Raw genomic sequence first — 16,655 nt, 5'->3', positions numbered from 1 at the left:
TCGGCTCGCGCCTCGTGACCGAATGGACCATCGGTGCCGTCCTCGACGCCATCGCGGACGTGATTCCCGACCGTCTGATGACCGTATGCGACGCTCGGCGAAGCACCTTCGCCGAGTCGGCACAGCGAACCACCCGATTGGCAAGTTACCTCGGCGACAAAGGCATTGGGATTCACCGCGAGCGTTCGGAGCTGCAGCGCTGGGAATGCGGACAGGACCGGGTGGCCCTCATCATGTTCAACGACCTCTACCCCGACATGGTGATCGGTTGTTTGAAGGCTCGTGCTGTCCCGGTCAACGTGAACCATTACTACTTGGCGGGCGAGATCAGTGACCTACTCGACTACGTGCGGCCCCGCGTCGTCATCTATCACCGCTGCCTCGGTGCGCGGTTCGGTGAAGTGCTGCCGTCCGCCGGAGCGGAGCTGATGATCTCGATAGAGGACGGAAGCGATGCGCCACCGCTTCCCGGTGCGGTTCCGTTGGACGACGTGCTGGCCGCCGGCGATCCGCAACTGTCGGTGGCCGGGTCGCCGGATGACCTGATCATGATGTGCACCGGCGGAACCACGGGGCGCCCCAAGGGCGTGCTATGGCGCCAGGGCGACATGTACGTGGCGTCTATGGTGGGGGCCGATCACGCTCACGTTGACGAGATCCACCAGAAGATTCGCGGCAGCGGTCGGCCGTGGTTCGCGGTGTCACCGCTGATGCACGCGGCCGGCATGTGGACCGCGTTCTCCGCTTTCCTCAACGGGGTGCCCGTGGTGTTGTACGACGACCGCAGAAAGTTCGACGTGAGGTCGGTATGGGCAACCGCGGAGCGCGAAGGGGTGAGCATGGTCACCATGGTCGGTGATGCGTACGCCGGTCCACTGATCGCCGAACTGCGGGCGCATCCCTATGGGCTATCTGCTCTGCAGGCGATTGGCACCGGCGGTGCTGCCACAAACCCGAAATACAAACGGGCACTGATGGAATGCTTGCCGCACGTGACGATCATCGAGGGCTATGGGTCATCGGAAACCGGTAACATGGCTTTTGGTCACAGTCGCGGCGGAGTTGCGAGCGAGGCCTTCGAAATGAGATCGGGCGGAGCGATTGCCTCCGCCGATCGCACCCGCTTTCTACGGCCGGGCGAGCGCGAGATCGGTTGGGCGGCAAGGATGGGACGGATCCCGCTCGGCTACTTCAACGACGCGGAGGCTACCCAACGTACATTTCCCGAAATCGAAGGGCGACGCGTCGTCATACCCGGAGACCGGGCCACCATCGAGGCGGACGGTAGCATCCGCCTGCTTGGTCGCGACTCGCTGGTGGTGAACACCGGTGGCGAAAAGGTATTCGTCGAAGAGGTCGAGGAGGTGCTGCGGGCGCATCCCGACGTTGCCGACGCGTTGGTGGTTGGACGGTCCAGCGAGCGTTGGGGCCAAGAGGTTGTCGGGCTGGTGGCCACACATCCGGGGGTCAGCGCCGATGAGCACGATCTCTACGCCTGCTGTATTTCGCGGCTGGCGCACTTCAAGGCGCCCAAGGCGCTTATCTTCGTCAAGCAGATTGAGCGGCTGGGCAACGGAAAGCCAAACTATCGGTGGGCTAAACAGCTAGCCGAACAACAGCTTTCGGCAAAGGAATTAGGATGACTCACACTGCCATTGACTGCCTGGTGAATGTTCACTTCGGCGAAGCCGAATCTCAGCCTAACTGGATGCTGAAGGTCCGCGACGACTATTTCAACCGACCGGAGTCGGTGTTTGCGCAGGTCGGCCTGGCCGAACTGCTGGCCGAGATGGACGAGCAGGGTGTGCGGAAAGCAATCTTGATGGACTCGCTGGCCAATCCGTCCAGCACGGCGCGCAAGTTCGTCGAAGCCAAACCGGATCGGTTTGCGCTGGCCATGGGCGGGGTCAGACTGCTGCGCCCGGTACGATCGTTGCGCGAATTGAGCGCGCTGGTCAAAGCGCTTCCGGTCGCATATGCCGTTGTGGGGCCTAGCTTTTGGGGTGACGGACAATATCCACCCAGCGATGCCGTGTACTACCCGCTCTATGCCAAATGCGCTGAACTCGAGCTTCCGCTCTGTGTTAATACCGGAATCCCCGGACCACCGATTCCCGGGGAGGTCCAGCATCCCATGCATCTCGACCGGGTGTGTGTCCGATTTCCGGAGCTTCGGCTATGCATGATCCATGGTGCCGATCCATGGTGGGATGTGGCGATCCGCCTGCTGCTCAAGTACGCCAATCTGCGGCTGATGACATCGGCCTGGTCGCCCAAGAGACTTCCGGAAAGCCTGCTGCATTTCATGCGGACGCGGGGCAAGAACAAGGTGATCTTCGCGTCGGATTGGCCGGTACTACCGATGCGCAGGGTCATACCCGAGGCACTTGCGCTGGATCTGCCCCCCAACGTGCTGGACAACTATCTGTGCGGCAACGCACGGGAATTCTTCTTCGGTGAGGAGCACTGACGATGGACCGTTTCGAACTGCGCAGGCTGGACTACAGTTTGTCCGGGGACCACGTAGCCGTGCAGACGGCGTATAGACAGTTCTTCAAGACCCACTGTCCGATCGAGACGGTCCGCGCGGCCGAGCCGACCGGATTCGACAAAAACCTGTGGGAAAGGTTGTGCGCCATGGGCGCCACCACCATGGCACTTCCCGAGTCCAGCGGCGGTGACGGAGCGACGCTGGTCGACCTGACCCTGGTGGCTGAAGAGATCGGTCGTGCCTTGGCGCCGGTGCCGTGGATCGACCATGTTTGCGCCGGAAGGCTTTTGGCGCGTGCGGGAGAACTTGATGCGCAGACCGCGTCGGTGGTCAGCGGGGAGCAAATCGCTGCCTTCGATCCACGCATCGACGAGGTGCCAGGCCCTCGGTTGATCCCGACGGGATCGCTTGCTGATCATATCCTGGTCCGGGACGGCGACAAGGTCGTGCGGCTGTCCTACAGCAGTCGGCCGGCGAAGGTAGACAACATCGGCCGGCTGCCGATGGCCTGGGTGGATCCGGACACAGCGGATTTGCGGGTGCTCGTTGCTCAAGGGCCATCCGCGATGGCGAGCTATGCTCGCGCATTGGATGAGTGGCGATTGTTGACCGCAGCGGCGCTGGTGGGCCTGGTGGAGGAGACCATGACCATCGCCGCGGAGTTCGCCAAGACCCGCTACACGCTGGGCGTTCCCATCGCGACGTTGCAGGCTATCTCCCATCCGCTGGCGAACATGGCTATCACCGTGCGCGGTGGCCGCAACCTGGTTCGGCGTGCGGCTTGGTTCCTGGACAACGAACCCGAGGAAAGGCCGGAGTTGGCGCTCTCGGCGTTCGTGTTCATGGCTGAGGAGGGGGTCAAAGCGGCGACCATGGCGGTGCACATTCAAGGGGGTCTTGGGGTTTCGGCCGAAGCCGCGGCAACCGCGTATTTGGTACGTGCCAGGGGGTGGCCGCTGGCCGGCGGCGATCCCGGTGCCAGCGCCCAGCGCATCGGCGAAATCGTGGCCGCCCGCGAGGGTGCTGGCGTCTAGGACAGGAGCCAAACGATGGATTTCTCCAGGGTCGAGCTGTCCGATGCGGACCAGGCCTTCCGCGCCGAGGGGCTTAGGTTCCTGGCCACTCACGTCACCGAAGAGGTCCATCGTCACGACCGGGAGACGGGCGACAACTTCGATGAAGGCCTCCACCTGAAGTTCGGCGCCGCAGGTTATTTGGCAGCCGAATGGAAGCCAGAGTCCGAGGGCGGTCTCAGCCGGACGCAACGACGGATCTGGGAGTTGGAGAAGCGGCGTGCGCACGTGCCGTGGGTGACCTGGGGGACCACCGCCATGGTGGCGCGGTCGGTGGCGAAATTCGGCTCGGCCGCACTCAAAGAGGAGGTACTACCCAAGGTGTTCAGCGGGCATGTGCGGCTGTGCCTGGGTTACACCGAGCCGGACGGCGGATCGGACGTGGCCACCTGCAAAACCCGCGCGGTACGCGACGGGGACAGCTGGCTGATCAACGGATCGAAGATGTTCACCACGGGAGCGCACAACTGCCAGTACGTGTTCCTGATCACCAACACGGACCCTGATGCGCGAAAACATAAGAGCTTGACCATGTTTCTTGTTCCGCTGGACTCTCCGGGTATCGAGATTCAGGGCATCCGGACCGTGGATGGTGACCGCACCAACATCGTCTATTACACCGACGTCCGAGTCGACGACAAATATCGGTTGGGCGATGTCAACGGCGGCTGGACGGTGCTGCGCGAGCCACTCAATGTCGAGCACGGCGCGGTTGCGGCGGCACCCGATGGATTGCAAGACAATTCGATCATGATGCACCAGGCCGGTTTCCTGGCCGAAGCGGTCGACCGCGCCGCGGCGCGGTCGACTGTGCCAGATCCTGACGGGCGTCGTCTGATCGACGATGGCTCGGTGGCGTATCGATTAGGCCGCAGCATCGCCCGGATGGAGGCGGCGCTATCCGCGCCAAGCATCTTCGGGCGGGTCGCCATCGCACAAACGATGCGCGACGTTTCGCCCGACCTGATGGATCTTCTCGGCACCGGCGCCGCACTGCCGTTCGGGGCCGACGGTGCGGCCGACGACGGCGCCGCCGAGTACGTCTACCGGTTCGCCCCGCTGGTGGGAATCTACGGCGGCACCCTTGAGGTATTTCGCAACATGATCGCCGAGCACGTTCTTGGGCTGGGCAAGCCAAACTACTCGCGCGCAACGTGAATTGGAATCCTCGAGCCCCGATACGGTGAACGCGTTGGCGGCAGTGCCGGCGAGCGGTGTGTCGGCGTCGCGGGTCGCATGCCTGCGCAAACTATTGCTAATCAATATGGATTTCGCCAAATCTACGAGATCGTGCGCCGAGGTCCACTAGCATCCACTTCGTATCTAGCGTGTCGGTTGCCCCAGCGGGCGACGGCCGAGCAGTCCCATGTTCTGGGAGGTTTTCTTAGTGTCTTATGTGGTCGCGGTGCCCGAGTATGTAGCGGCAGCGGCAACGGATTTAGCGAATATCGGTTCGACGCTCACCTCGGCCAACGCCGCAGCGGCGCTCCCCACCACCGGGGTGCTGCCCGCGGGTGCCGATGAAGTGTCGACGGCGATCGCTGGACTTTTCGACGCGCACGCGCAGGCATATCAGGCGCTGAGTGCTCAGGCGACGGCGTTTCATCAGCAATTTGTTCAGCTCATGACCGCCGGCGCCGGTCAGTACGCCGCCGCCGAGGCGGCAAACGCGGCACCCATGGGGCTGCTGGATTGGGTGAACGGGCCGGTGCAGGCGCTGACCGGACGTCCGTTGATCGGTGACGGCGCCGACGCGGCGGCCGGAAGCGGGCTCAACGGTGGCGATGGTGGCTGGTTGCTCGGTAATGGGGGCAATGGTGGTTCTGGCGCGGCGGGTACCGGCCAGGCCGGCGGCAACGGCGGGTCTGCAGGACTGTTCGGCGACGGGGGTCATGGCGGTCTCGGAGCGGACGGGGCCGCGGGTGCGGTCGGTGCCTCCGGCCAAGCCGGAGGTAACGGTGGCCTTGGTGGCGCCGGTGGATTGATTTATGGCCATGGCGGCAACGGCGGGTTTGGCGGCGCTGGTGGTGTGGCTGGTATGGCCGCTGCTGGCAACAATCCCGGCAACGACGGCGGAGCCGGCGGCACTGGCGGGGCCGGTGGCCGTGGCGGGCTGCTGTTCGGTGACGGTGGCAGCGCTGGTAGCGGCGGCGCCGGAGGGGACGGCACCGCCGCCCTCGTCCTCGGCCCCAGATCCGGTACCGCAGGCGCCGGCGGAGATGGCGGCAACGGCGGCCACGGCGGGTGGCTGTTCGGTAACGGAGGCGATGGCGGTGACAGCGGCGACAGCGGGACGTTTGTACCCGACGCCAACGCGTGGAGCGGCGCTGGCGGTGCCTTCTTCAACGGCAGTGGCGGTACCGGCGGGAACGCCGGGTTCTTCGGCAATGGTGGTGCCGGCGGCGACGGTGGATCGGGGGGAGCCGGCCAGTCGGTGACGACTCAGGGACTCAGTGCGGGCGCCGGTGGAGGTGGCGGCAGCGGGGGCCGCGGCGGCGACGGTGGGTTCTTCTTCGGCAACGGCGGTGCCGGAGGATCCGGCGGTGATGGAGCCGACGGTGGAGACTCCCCGAGCGGTTTCCAGTCCTACAACGGCTCCGGTGGTCATGGCGGCTATGGCGGCTCGGGCGGCCAGGGCGGGATCGTCGGCAACGGCGGTAACGCCGGGGCCGGCGGGAATGGCGGCAATGGTGGCAGCGGCGGCGATACCGCTGGTAACGCCGGCTCAGGTGGCAGCGGTGGCCGCGGCGGCGACGCGTTTGTGTGGGGTAACGGTGGTGCCGGCGCTGACGGCGGCATCACGGGACTACCCGGCAACGCGGGCGTCGTCATCGCGACCGGTGATGGGGGCGATGGCGGCGTCGGTGGGTTCTTCTGGGGTAGCGGCGGCGGCGGCGGTGACGCCGGGGCGTCCCCGGCGGGGCTTCCTTCGGGGTTCGATTCCGGCTACGGCGGACAAGGCGGCAACGCCCAGCTCGTGGGCAACGGCGGCAACGGTGGGGCGGGAATCCTTGGTCAGCCCGGCGGCACCGGCGGCAACGGCGGGCTGCTCTTCGGGCAAAGCGGGACGGACGGTCCATCGCAGCCGTAGCCGATGAGCCGAAGATACCGACGTCGGTCCTGTTCCAGTCGTCGGACCGAACGGCTGTCGTGGTGTCGCTTGCCATCTAGCGATTTGTCGGGTCAGCGCACTAGTCAGGGAGGGTTTTTTTGTCGTATGTGATTGCGGTTCCGGAATATTTGTCCGCAGCAGCAGCGGATTTGGCGGGTATCGGATCGACGATCAACTCCGCCAACGCTGCTGCCGCGGCACCCACGACGGCGATTCTGGCCGCGGGCGCCGATGAGGTTTCGGCGACGATCGCGGGTTTGTTCGACGCGCACGCCCAGGCATATCAGGCGCTGAGCGCGCAGGCGGCGTTGTTCCATCAGCAATTCGTGCAGTTGATGACTGCCGGTGCCGGCCAGTATGCCAGCGCAGAAGCCGCAAACGCCTCACCGATGCAACAGCTTCAGAGTCTGGTGAACTCGCCCGTGCAGGCCCTCACCGGCCGTCCGCTGATCGGTGACGGTGCCGACGGCGTCGACGGCACTGGGCAAAACGGTGGCGATGGCGGTTGGTTGTGGGGCAATGGTGGCAACGGCGGTTCGGGTGCTGCCGGGACCAACGCGGCCGGTCAAGCCGGCGGCAGCGGTGGGAATGCCGGGCTCATCGGCCATGGGGGTGACGGCGGCAGCGGCGGAATAGGTGCGTCGGGGGCGACCGGCCAAGACGGCTTCGCGGGCGGTAATGGCGGTCAGGCCGGCGCCGGCGGGTGGCTGTTTGGCCAGGGCGGAAACGGCGGAACCGGCGGTGCGGGCGGGGTAGCCGGCGCGGCCGGCTTCAACGCCGGCAACGATGGCGGCGCCGGCGGCGCAGGGGGTTTGGCTGGTCGCGGCGGGCTGTTCGTTGGCCACGGTGGAACCGGGGGTGCTGGCGGTGACGGCGGCGCCGGCACCGCCGGCACGGTCGCCGGCCAGATGGGCGGCACCGGCGGTGTCGGCGGCAACGGCGGTCACGGCGGAAACAGCGGATTGCTCTACGGCAACGGCGGGGCCGGTGGAAACAGCGGTGACGGCGGGTCCTTCGTGGCCAACGGGAACGCCCTGAACGGCGCTAGCGGTGCTGTCGTCGGCGGCGTAGCCGGCAACGGAGGCAACTCGGGACTGTTCGGTGACGGTGGAGCCGGTGGGAACGGCGGAACCGGTGGGGCCGGCCAGCCCGTTACCTTCCTCGGTTCACAGTTCGGCGGCCAAGGCGGAGTCGGCGGCTCCGCCGGATATGGCGGCGACGGCGGCTTGATCTTTGGCAGCGGCGGGACCGGCGGCACCGGCGGTGCTGGCGGCGATGGTGGTAGCGCCCCGATAGGTCAGACCACCAATGGCCATGGCGGCTATGGCGGCTATGGCGGCAGCGGGGGCCGCAGCGGCATGATCGGCAACGGCGGCAACGCCGGCAACGGTGGCAACGGCGGCAACGGTGGCGGCGGGGCGGCCCTGCAGGGCGGCGACGCGGGCGCCGGCGCGGTCGGGGGCGTCGGAGGCGATGCCTGGCTGTTCGGCAATGGTGGCGCGGGCGGCACCGGCGGCGACACCGGAACCCCGGGGTCGAACGGAACGGTCCTACAGACCAGTAACGGCAGCAACGGCGGCCGTGGCGGCTTCTTTAACGGCAGCGGCGGCAATGGCGGTGACGCGGGTACCGTGCCGGCGGGCTTTGTGGCCCCGGCGGGCAGCGGTATTGGTGGTGATGGCGGCGACGCCCAGATGATCGGCAATGGCGGCAACGGGGGCGCGGGTGCCGGAGCCGGCCAGGGCGGGACCGGCGGCTCGGGCGGGACCGGCGGTTACCTGTTCGGCGCCCGCGGTGCGAACGGTCCGGACTAGCGCACGCGCCGGCAGCCGTGTCGGTGGTGGCGCTTTCCGGTCAGCACGATGCTGATTTGGCTGCCTGCTAATGACTCGCCAGCCACTCCAGCCCCCGTGGGCGCTGCAAGAGGTAATACCCGTCGACGGCCGGCTACGACAGTCCGTCGAATCCGCTCTGGCCGAATAGCCCGCCCGTACCGCCGATGCCGCCGGCGCCTGCCGGGTTGCCGCTGCCACCGTTGCCACCGTTGCCGCCGTTGCCGAGCGGCGCGGTGCCGCCGGCGCCGCCGGTGCCGCCGGCTGTGGAGAAGCTCAGCCCGCCGGCCCCGCCGTCGCCCCCGTTGCCGATGAGCCCGCCATTGCCGCCGCGCCCGCCGGCCCCGCCGTCGCTGGAGACGGCCGTCCCGCCCATGCCGCCGGCGCCGCCGTTGCCGTAGAGGAGACCGGCGTTGCCGCCGTCGCCGCCGTCGCCGCTGTTATCGCCGAATCCGCCGGCCCCGCCGGAGCCGCCCGAGCCGGAGAATGCGCCGGCGTTGCCGCCGTTGCCGCCGTCCCCGCCGACCGAGCCCTTGCCGATGCCGTTGCCGCCGGCGCCGCCCGAGCCGCCGGAACCGAACAGCCCGCCGGTACCGCCGTCCCCGCCGTCAGCGCTGTTTCCGCCGGCGCCACCGGAGCCGCCCGTGCTGAATAGCCCGCCGGTACCGCCCTTGCCGCCAACACCACCGGCGGCATCGGTCGAGCCGACCCCGCTGCTCTGTCCGCCGGTGCCGCCGGCGCCGCCCGACCCGCCGGGCCCGAACAGCCCGCCGGTTCCGCCGCTGCCGCCGATCCCACCGGTCCCGGCGGTTGAGCCGTCGCCGGTGCTTTGCCCGCCGGTTCCGCCGCTGCCGCCGGAGCCGCCCGACCCGAGCAGGCCTGCTGCCCCGCCGGCTCCGCCGGCACCGCCAGCTCCGCCCGTCGAGTTGGCGCCCGTGCTGATCTCGCCGGCGCCGCCGGCACCGCCGGTCCCACCAGAACCGAATATGCCGCCGGCGCCGCCAGCGCCACCATCGCCTCCGGCCGCTGCGATCGCGTTGTCGTTGAAGCTGAACCCGGCGCTGGCGCCGCCGGCGCCGCCGGCCCCGCCCGAGCCGAACAGCCCGCCCGCGCCGCCGACGCCGCCGGCCCCGCCTGCCCCGTCGCTCTGCCCGCCGACGCCACCCGCGCCGCCATTACCGGTCAGCAGGCCACCGGCCCCGCCGGCGCCGCCCATCCCACCGGTGGCGCCGTCGAGGCCGTACCCGCCGTCGCCGCCGGCACCACCGGCGTTGAACAGCCCGCCGGCTCCGCCCGCTCCGCCGGCCCCGGCGGCGCTGCTTCCACCCTCGGCAAGCCCGCCGAGGCCGCCGGCGCCGCCGGTGCCGAACAGCTGGAATAGCCCGCTGTTGCCGCCGGCCCCGCCGACCCCGCCGACGTCTTCGCCCAATCCGCCGGTGCCGCCGACGCCGCCGAAGCCGAACAACAGGCCGGACCCGCCGGCACCGCCCGCCCCACCGATACCGCCGCCACCGAGGCCGCCGGCGCCACCGGTGCCGCCGGTGCCGTACAACAGTCCGGCGGTGCCGCCGACACCGCCGGCGCCCGCGGTGCCGCCAATCGAGTCACCCCCAGCGCCACCCGCTCCGCCGTTTCCGAACAGGCCGGCGGCCCCGCCGGCGCCACCGGCCTGGCCAGCGCCGCCCGACCCGCCGGCGCCGCCGTTGCCGTATAGCAGGCCTCCGTCCCCGCCGGCCTGTCCCGTCCCGGGTGCTCCGTTGGCGCCGTTGCCAATCAACGGACGCCCCAACAACAGCTGGGTGGGCGCATTTATCAGGTCGAGGAGGCCCTGCAACGGTGCCGCAGCGGCGGCCTCGGCGCCGGCATAAGCACCGGCGCTGGCGGTCAGCGACTGGACGAACTGCTCGTGAAAGGATGCCAACCGCATGCCGAGCGCCTGATAGGTCTGGGCGTGCTCGCCGAACAGCGCCGCGACGGCCGCCGACACCTCATCGGCCCCGGCGGCCAGGATCGTCGTGGTTGGGCCCGCCGCTGCCGCGTTGGCTTGGGTGATACCCGACCCGATACCGGACAAGTCCGAGGCCACCGCTGCGAACGCTTCTGGCGCGGCGATTACGTACGACACCTGCTACCTCCCACTGCAAAAAAGGACGCGTGTTACCCGATGTTTGCATGCAGCCTGGGCGAATATTCTCTTTTGGCACGATTTCATGGGTGGCTATTCGCGCGCGGTAATGGGCGAATACATACCGTTTACAAATCAATTGCAGAGATTTGGTAGTGGTATTGGCCGATCAGCAATATCGGTGCGCTCGGGCCGTGCCGTGCGCTCCTGATGTTCAGCACCGCCGTCGGGTAGCCGGTGAGCGCCCTGCCTTCGTGGCTTCAAATGTCACCGGCAGTGCTGTCGGGGAGCGGAACGGCTGACCGTGGATGTGCGGGTCTTCATCGGTGATCAAGTGCACGTTGGTCAACCGAGTGAGCAGACAGTCAAGTGCGACCCGGGTTTCCAGCCGCGAAAGGTGCAGCCCTAAACAGGTATGTTCGCCGGCCGCGAAGGAGATATGGGGGATGTGTTCGCGGAAGATGTCGAATTCTTCGGCACGATTCCAACGCCGCTCATCCCGATTCGCCGAACCCATGCAGACCCCGACGACCGAACGCGCCGGAATCGCTACGCCTTCCAGCTCGGTGTCTCGGGTGGTAAACCGCTGCACCGTGGTCAACGGTGTTTCATAACGCAACCCTTCTTCGATGGCTTGGGGTATCAGCTCACGATGGCCGGCTAGGACAGCGAACTGCTCTGGGTGGGAGAGCAATAGGTAGAGCAGGTTGCCCGCGGACCGGTAGGTGGTTTCCAACCCGGCTGGCAAGAGCAGGCGCAGGAACGAGTAAATGGCCTCGTCGCTGAGCTTTCCGCCCGCGATCTCAGCGGTGACCAGATCGCCGATAATGTCCCGGGTGGGCTTGGCCTTGCGTTCGTCGATCTGGCCGAGAAAGTATGCTTTGAGCGCCGCAGACGCTTCGAAGGCCAGCTCGTGGTTGACGGCGTAGCTGATCAACTGGACGGCCCACTTGTGGAACATCACCAGGTCTTCGTCCGGCAACCCCAGCAGTTTGGCGATGACCCGGGTCGGAAACTCGAAGGTGAAGTCCCGGACCAAATCTGCTCTACCGTCGTTGATGAAGTCGTCGATCAACGCATTGCAGATCGGCCGGATGATTGCCGGCTCCCAACGCGTCAGCGTCTTTGACTTGAAAGCAGCGGAGACCAAGTTGCGGTGGGCGCGGTGCTTGGTGCCGGTCATCGCAAGGATGGTCGGTCCCATGAACAGGCCAATTGTGGTGTCGTACGTCTCGGAGGTGTAGACCTGACTATCCCGGAAGACCTTGTTGACTGCGGCAAACGACATGGCCGAGAACTCGCGCTTGGGTCGCATGGACTCGGGCGTCTTTGAGTAGTCCAAGACAGTTCCTTGAAATACGCTGCCGGCCTTTCGCTTTCGAGCGAAAAACGGATACGGATTGCGCGGATCGAAGCTGTGATCGTCGCCGGTACCGGCGGCGGTATGAACTTGACTCGTCACCTGATCTCCAGCGCACTAGCCCTGTAGGAGATCATACTGTAATTACTACAGTAGGCAATATGGCAAGCTCAGCCGGTTGCCGCCTGCTCGCGCGCCCATCGGTAATCCGCTTTGCCCGATGGACTTCGCTCGATGGCCGCGCGAAACACGATCGCCTTGGGAAGTTTGTAGCGAGCCAGCGATTTCGCGGCATGCGCCACCAGCTCCCCGGCGTCGGCGTCGGCACCGGCATCCAGCGCGACCACAGCGACGACTTCTTGGCCCCAACGCTCGCTGGGCCGTCCGGCGACCACCACGTCGGCCACCGCGGGATGAGACGCGATGGCGGTTTCGACCTCCTCGGCAAAGATTTTCTCGCCGCCGGAGTTGATGGTTGCCGAATCGCGCCCCAACAGCTCAATGCATCCGTCAGCGCGATGGCGAGCCCGGTCTCCGGGAACCGCGTACCGCACGCCGCCGATCACCGGGAAGGTCGCCGCGGTCTTGGCTGCATCGCCCTTGTAACCCAACGGCACATGGCCACGTTGGGCCAGCCAGCCGATCCCTTCGTGGCCCGGGGGCAGGATTGCGGACAAGTCCTCGGCGGCTACGAAGGTATCCGGCCCGGGGTTGAACGTGCCGGTCGATACCGCACCCGACGTGGAGAGATGGTGCATCTGCGCGCCGGTCTCCGACGATCCGACGCCATCGACGACGACCGCGTTGGGCAGTGCCTCGATCAATCGTTGCTTGACGTACGGCGTCAGTAGCGCGCCGCCATTGGCAACCACGGCCAGCGACGACACGTCGGCGTTGCCCTGCTCGATGGCCGCGACCAATGGTCGCGCTATCGCGTCGCCGACGACTGTTAGCACCGACACGCGCTCGCGTTCGATGGTGTGTACGACGTCCTGCGCGTCCAAATGATCGACGACCGAGGGAAAGACCACCGACTGCCCGGTGGTCAATGCGGTCATTACCGTCCATTGTGCGGCGCCATGGATCAGCGGTGGCAACACCATTAGCTTGGTGCCCGGCCCCGCTGTCGTGCGTGCCACGATCTCGTCGACGGATTCGGCCGGCTGACCGCTGTAAAGATCACGGCCACCGAACGATGTCATGAAGATGTCATGTTGGCGCCACAACACGCCCTTCGGCATGCCGGTGGTGCCGCCGGTGTAGAGGACGTAGAGATCGTCGGGTGAGGGCTCCACCGGCGGTGGTGCGGGCGAGCTGTTGGCCAAGGCGCACTCGTAATCCACCGCGCCGCCTAACAAGTCGTTGTCCGAGCCGTCGGCGATCTGAATCAGCACCCGTAGCTGGGGCAGAGCTGGCAGGACCTCGGCCACCCGCGGCGCGAACGCGGCGTGGTAGATCAGCGCGGTTGCGCCCGCATCTGCCAACAGGTACTGCAGCTCGTTTTTTACATACCGGAAGTTGACGTTGAACGGGGCGACCCGGGCCGCAAACGTGGCGAACAAGGCTTCGACGAACTCGTTGCCGTTGTAGGCATAGATGCCGAGCAAATCTTGTCCCACCTGGTGGCCGGCAAGACCGGGTCGCTCGGTGTGGCAGCCCAGGCCCTGCGCGTGCAGGTATGAGGCGAGCCGGCGAGATCGTTCGAGGATTTGTCGGTAGCTGTGCCGCCGGCCGCCCTGGATGATCAGATCTCGGTCGCCAATCGCGGCCGCGACGGCACTGGCGACGGCGGGCACCGTGAATTGGGTTGCGGTCATGGACACGGTTCCCCTTTCTGCCGAGCAGACACAGAATCGCACTCGCGATGCTCTATGCGTGCGATTCTGTGTCTGCTCGCGCAATCATGGTGCGGGCGAGCATGTCGCCGCGCCGGCCGTCTAATACTAAATTCCTTACAGTATAGATTTCAGCTGCTTGGCATCTGTTCGTCCGGGTTGTCCCGGCGACGAAATCGGGGCACAGGTTTCAAGTCGAAGTAGAGGATGAAGTAGAGACTCAATCGGAGATGGGTGATTGGCTGTGTCGTCGAGTACGCGTGCCTGGGGTTTTGCTCGGGACCTGGTGCGGGAGATGGCCATGGTAGTGCCGCGGGCGGTGTCCGGACTCAACGAATCGACCGGTTGGTCTCCGGCCACGCCGCGTGGGGTACGGCAGCTGGCGGAGGTTGTGCTGGACGAGATTGTCCTGAGCGGCTTTTCATTGTTGGGGGCAACCCTGCCTACCATGATGAACCCATTGGACGGATACGCCGTGGCGGCAGAGGAAATCTCGGCACTGGGCATCGACGGTGCGCATGCCGACCCCAATCCGTTGCTGGTGCGCTCAATATGTCAGCGACGAATCGCGGGTATCGGCTACCAGCGGATGACGTTCGAGCATGATCCCGAACTGCCGGCGGCACTGGCGATGCATGGCCTGGGTGGCCCGGCGAAGGCGGTGGTACACCTTTATACGCACCGCGATGGTCCACGGCCATGGCTGGTGTGGGTACACGGCGCCGGTCAGGGCGGCCCGGAGGACCTGTTGCTGTCCCGCATCGATCGGGTACATCGCGGGCTCGGCTTCAACATCGCGATGCCGGTGCAGCCGGGCCACGGTAGCCGGCGTCGCCAGTGGCCGCGCTACCCGGATATGGATCCGTTGAGCAATGTCGCCGGCATGATGCGCGCGGTTTCGGAGGTGCGTGCCGTGGTGCGCTATGCGCGACCACACGCCACTGCCGTGGTGGTGGCGGGCATTTCGATGGGTAGTCCGGTCGCGGCCCTGGTTTCGCACCTGGAACGGGAAGTCGACGCGGTTGCGCTGTACACCCCGATCCTGGGGCTCAACTCGATGATCGCGCGACACTTGGCCCGGCGGGGGGACTCTGCTGCCCGTTTTCGCGAGCGTTTGGAGTCGCCGGCGACGGCGCGATTGACTTCGGTGATCGATCCGTTGGCCGTCGACCCGGCACCACCGCCGCATCGTCGGCTCATTGTGGGAGCGTGGCATGACCGGATGGCCATGCGTGAGCCCGCGATTGAGTTGCAGCAACGGTGGCGTGGTCAGCTGCATTGGTACGACGGCGGCCACGTCGGCCAACTGTTTTCTCGACGTGTCCAGCGGATTTCGGAAGGATTCCTGCGCGGGGTCGCCGAAAGCGCGGGTTCGCAGTGAACGCGGTCGCCCGGACCGCACGCGAATTCGTCGAGCTTACAACCTCGTCTGGAACGCATGCGACATCGGATTGGCCGAGGAACTGTTCGCGGACAAGGTCATCCGACATGAGGGTAGGGATGCATGTGCTGACTCGCGCGCGGGCGGTCCAACGGGTTGCCGACATGTGGCAACAATTCGAGTCGTTGCACTTCGACTTGAACGTCGTCGTTGGGGGTGAGCACGGTGAGCACGTGGCAATTGTTTACGACGCGACCGCCATCGGCGGCGATGGCACCGAAACCAAAATTGCCAGCATCGAGGTGTTCCGCGTCGTCGCCGGCGAGATCAGCGAAGTCTGGAACTGTGGATACCAGCAAGGAGTATGGCAGTGAGCGATCACACGTTTGACGAATTGGGCTACTACCTGTTGGCTGGCGCCGGGGGTGAGGGCCCGTCGACATTGATGGACGAGGCGCGGCGGGGCGAAGAGTTGGGTTTCGGTACCGCATTCATCTCCGAGCGGTGGAATGTCAAGGAGGCGTCCTCTCTGGCGGGGGCCGCATGTGCGGTCACCAACCGTATGCAGATCGCCACCGCCGCAACCAATCACAACACTCGTCATCCCCTGATCACCGCGTCTTGGGCGACGACGATGCACCGGCTGTCGGCCGGACGCTTTACGTTGGGCATCGGCCGCGGTATCGCCGCTATCTACGGAGCGTTCGGCATACCGGCGGTGACGACCGCACAGATGGAGGACTGGGCGCGGGTGATGCGCCGTCTTTGGCATGGTGAGGTGATCCTCAATCACGATGGTCCGATGGGCAGCTACCCGGTATTGGCTTTGGATCAGGACTTCGACGAGGATATTAGATTAGCGCTGGTGGCCTTCGGTCCCAACACCCTCGCGCTCGGCGGCCGGGTGTTCGATGACGTAATATTGCACACTTACTTTACGCCAGAAACGTTGCAGCGCTGCGTCGAGACCGTAAAGTCGGCGGCCGAGAAGGCGGGCCGAGACCGGGACGACGTCCGAGTATGGTCATGTTTCGTGACGGTGGGTGACCACCTTCCACAGCGGCTGCGGCTGAAGAAGACCGTCGCGCGGCTGGCCACCTATTTGCAGGGATACGGGGATCTGCTAGTGCGGACCAACAATTGGGATCCCGCTGTGCTGCAACGGCTCCGTGAAGACAAGGTGGTGACATCGATCGCGGGCGGAATCGACCACAAGGCCACACCGGAGCAGATCGAGCACATCGCCACCTTGCTACCCGAGGAATGGCTGGAGCCGTCGGCCACGGGATCCCCCCGACAGTGCGCGGAGCGTATCCGCAAAGAGTTCGACTACGGCGCAGACGCTGTGATCATGCACGGCGCGACACCTACGGAACTCGAGCCGGTTGTCGCGGCTTATCGAGAGAACCTCTCGTAAGTATCATTGCTCGTGATGCGTGAGTACTC

General features: G+C 66.3%; 11 protein-coding genes and 1 pseudogene. 9 read left to right on the top strand and 3 right to left on the bottom strand.

Annotation, left to right across the window (positions count from 1 at the left end; genetic code table 11):
• The first annotated feature begins 14 nt into the window (after positions 1–14).
• From MB901379_RS16835 to MB901379_RS16810, 6 genes are all read left to right on the top strand, one after another.
• Positions 15–1,643, top strand: coding sequence for an acyl-CoA synthetase (locus MB901379_RS16835; protein ID WP_158017668.1), 1,629 nt, complete (start codon positions 15–17; stop codon positions 1,641–1,643).
• A complete protein-coding gene (locus MB901379_RS16830; RefSeq protein WP_158017667.1) occupies positions 1,640–2,470 on the top strand; it encodes an amidohydrolase family protein in 831 nt (276 codons plus the stop codon). Before MB901379_RS16835 ends, MB901379_RS16830 begins: the two co-directional genes overlap by 4 nt.
• 2 nt (positions 2,471–2,472) lie before the next feature.
• Complete coding sequence (locus MB901379_RS16825; RefSeq protein ID WP_158017666.1) at positions 2,473–3,525, top strand: acyl-CoA dehydrogenase family protein; 1,053 nt, start codon at positions 2,473–2,475, stop codon at positions 3,523–3,525.
• 15 nt (positions 3,526–3,540) lie between these two features.
• Complete coding sequence (locus MB901379_RS16820; RefSeq protein ID WP_158017665.1) at positions 3,541–4,722, top strand: acyl-CoA dehydrogenase family protein; 1,182 nt, start codon at positions 3,541–3,543, stop codon at positions 4,720–4,722.
• Positions 4,723–4,951: 229 nt separating this feature from the next.
• Positions 4,952–6,655 (top strand): PE family protein, encoded by a 1,704-nt coding sequence (locus tag MB901379_RS16815; RefSeq protein ID WP_158017664.1) that lies wholly within the window; start codon positions 4,952–4,954, stop codon positions 6,653–6,655.
• 119 nt (positions 6,656–6,774) lie between these two features.
• Positions 6,775–8,490 (top strand): PE family protein, encoded by a 1,716-nt coding sequence (locus MB901379_RS16810; RefSeq protein WP_158017663.1) that lies wholly within the window; start codon positions 6,775–6,777, stop codon positions 8,488–8,490.
• Positions 8,491–8,623: 133 nt separating this feature from the next.
• On the opposite strand, the gene MB901379_RS16805 is transcribed toward MB901379_RS16810, so the two are convergent.
• The 3 genes from MB901379_RS16805 to MB901379_RS16795 all read right to left on the bottom strand — a co-directional run bounded on the left by MB901379_RS16805 (position 8,624) and on the right by MB901379_RS16795 (position 13,816).
• Positions 8,624–10,633, bottom strand: a complete 2,010-nt coding sequence (locus tag MB901379_RS16805) for a PE family protein (protein ID WP_158017662.1) — start codon at positions 10,631–10,633, stop codon at positions 8,624–8,626.
• A gap of 214 nt (positions 10,634–10,847) precedes the next feature.
• The gene (locus MB901379_RS16800) at positions 10,848–12,095 is read right to left on the bottom strand and encodes a cytochrome P450 (RefSeq protein ID WP_158017661.1); all 1,248 of its coding nucleotides are present in this window, start codon (positions 12,093–12,095) and stop codon (positions 10,848–10,850) included.
• Between the two features lie 68 nt (positions 12,096–12,163).
• Positions 12,164–13,816 (bottom strand): acyl-CoA synthetase, encoded by a 1,653-nt coding sequence (locus MB901379_RS16795; protein ID WP_158017660.1) that lies wholly within the window; start codon positions 13,814–13,816, stop codon positions 12,164–12,166.
• Between the two features lie 307 nt (positions 13,817–14,123).
• Between MB901379_RS16795 and MB901379_RS16790 the strand changes: the two genes are divergently transcribed.
• The 3 genes and pseudogenes from MB901379_RS16790 (at position 14,124) to MB901379_RS16780 (ending at position 16,626) form a co-directional block, all read left to right on the top strand.
• Positions 14,124–15,209 (top strand): alpha/beta fold hydrolase, encoded by a 1,086-nt coding sequence (locus tag MB901379_RS16790; protein ID WP_158019258.1) that lies wholly within the window; start codon positions 14,124–14,126, stop codon positions 15,207–15,209.
• Positions 15,206–15,583 (top strand): annotated as a pseudogene (locus MB901379_RS16785) (nuclear transport factor 2 family protein). The gene MB901379_RS16790 and the pseudogene MB901379_RS16785 overlap by 4 nt, the downstream one beginning before the upstream one ends.
• The gene (locus tag MB901379_RS16780; RefSeq protein WP_158017659.1) at positions 15,580–16,626 is read left to right on the top strand and encodes a TIGR03857 family LLM class F420-dependent oxidoreductase; all 1,047 of its coding nucleotides are present in this window, start codon (positions 15,580–15,582) and stop codon (positions 16,624–16,626) included. Before MB901379_RS16785 ends, MB901379_RS16780 begins: the two are co-directional and overlap by 4 nt.
• The last annotated feature ends 29 nt before the right edge of the window (positions 16,627–16,655 follow it).

The organism is Mycobacterium basiliense (genome assembly GCF_900292015.1).
Classification (GTDB): Bacteria; Actinomycetota; Actinomycetes; order Mycobacteriales; family Mycobacteriaceae; genus Mycobacterium; species Mycobacterium basiliense.
Note: the sequence above shows the minus strand (reverse complement) of the source record. Positions and strands in the feature narration are given on the sequence as shown.